Raw genomic sequence first — 1,418 nt, forward strand, 5'->3', positions numbered from 1 at the left:
TCCCGGCCGAAGCTGACTCGGCTGGAAGGGCTGCCATGGGCGCCAGGCCGAGAAGCATCAGCGCCATAGCCAGATAAACCGGGCCGTGTAATGATCGGTTAATCATGGGGAAACTCCAGCTCGAGGAACCTCTCCACTTTGTGTCTGAGAGCTTCTGCCTGTGCTTCAGAAGAATTGCGTAACTGTTCCAGTAATTGACGCAGTTGCTTGTTTGTTTCCGCCCAGTGAACAGGGGTTGGATTATCCCTGTATTGTGTGACAATCTCGGTGAAACTCTTTTCTAAATCGGTCAGCGTGGCATTTGCCGGAAAGTTGTGGGGCTCCGTTGGAGCAGTGGCGGTCTGCGAAGCGGCTAGGTCTTCGGTGGTGACCGTTTCTGGCGGCGATTCAAATTGGGACAAGTCACTTCCCTGATTATCTGGCGTTCGGAGAACAAGCCATATTCCGAATATTAAAGCAGCCAGGGTCGATAACACGGTGACCGTGGCGAGGCCGATGGCCCAGTTTCCCACACGGCGGCGCACCGAACCTAGAAAATGCTGGCTGAGTGGGTTTTCCTGTAGAGCTTTCCGAACGTCATCGATAGTGGTCAGTTCGCCATGGATCATTTCTTCGAGGACAACCCAGATTCTTCTTGCGAGAGGAACGGAAGGGGGATTGGCCTGAGTCTCAGGAACGGTGTCCGGATCGGGAACATCGGGAGAGCTACCGAGGGCGTGCCTTCAATCGCGTTCACGGATGTCTCTGTAGCTCTCGGACGGAAAAGCCTCTCTTGTGGCAATGCCGAGCACCTTGGTTCAATGGCCTTCTAAATAGCGAAGATGTTTGGTATCGCCCACTCGTGATGTTTTGTCTCTGTCGACGGGCATGCGGCCGTGGGCACGGGCTTGTGAGGGCGCGAAATTCAGCCCAGAGGGACCCGCTTGTCGGGTCCGGCTTTCGACGTTCGATCGTCCACTCCGCTGCAGCGGGGACTGAAGTCCCGCGCGGAAAGCAGGGCTAAAGCCCCCCACTCCATGGAGTGCGGCGATTTATCGCCGCTTTTTGGTGAAGGCTTTAGCCTTCACAATCTCACCGTTAATCCGGATGAAAACGGAGTACCGGTCGGGGTGCAACCCGTTCCTCCAATCCATGCAATAGAAGGACGCGTTCCACGACGTCCATTCATGCCTTGTGAGGCGCGTCTTCCGGAGAGACCTGCTTGTCAGGTCCGCTCGCTCATGTTCGATCATCCATTCCATGTCTCCAGGCACGACAAGCGTGCCCCTCCGAAGGACGTTGCCCGCTTAGCGAACACGATAAGGCTTCACCGGTAGGGGCAATTCATGAATTGCCCCTACCTGGATCTGAATGTGCTGTACTTGCAATTCATGAATTGCCCCTATCGACATGCCGTTTTGCCCTGATGAACGTATTTT

General features: G+C 55.2%; 1 protein-coding gene. It reads right to left on the bottom strand.

What is annotated here, in order from left to right; genetic code table 11:
- Nucleotides 1-98 precede the first annotated feature (98 nt).
- A complete protein-coding gene (locus H5U08_RS18735) occupies nucleotides 99-608 on the bottom strand; it encodes a hypothetical protein (protein WP_297036650.1) in 510 nt (169 codons plus the stop codon).
- Nucleotides 609-1,418 lie beyond the last annotated feature (810 nt).

The sequence above is a fragment of the Thermogutta sp. genome (assembly GCF_014359955.1).
Taxonomy (GTDB): domain Bacteria; phylum Planctomycetota; class Planctomycetia; order Pirellulales; family Thermoguttaceae; genus Thermogutta.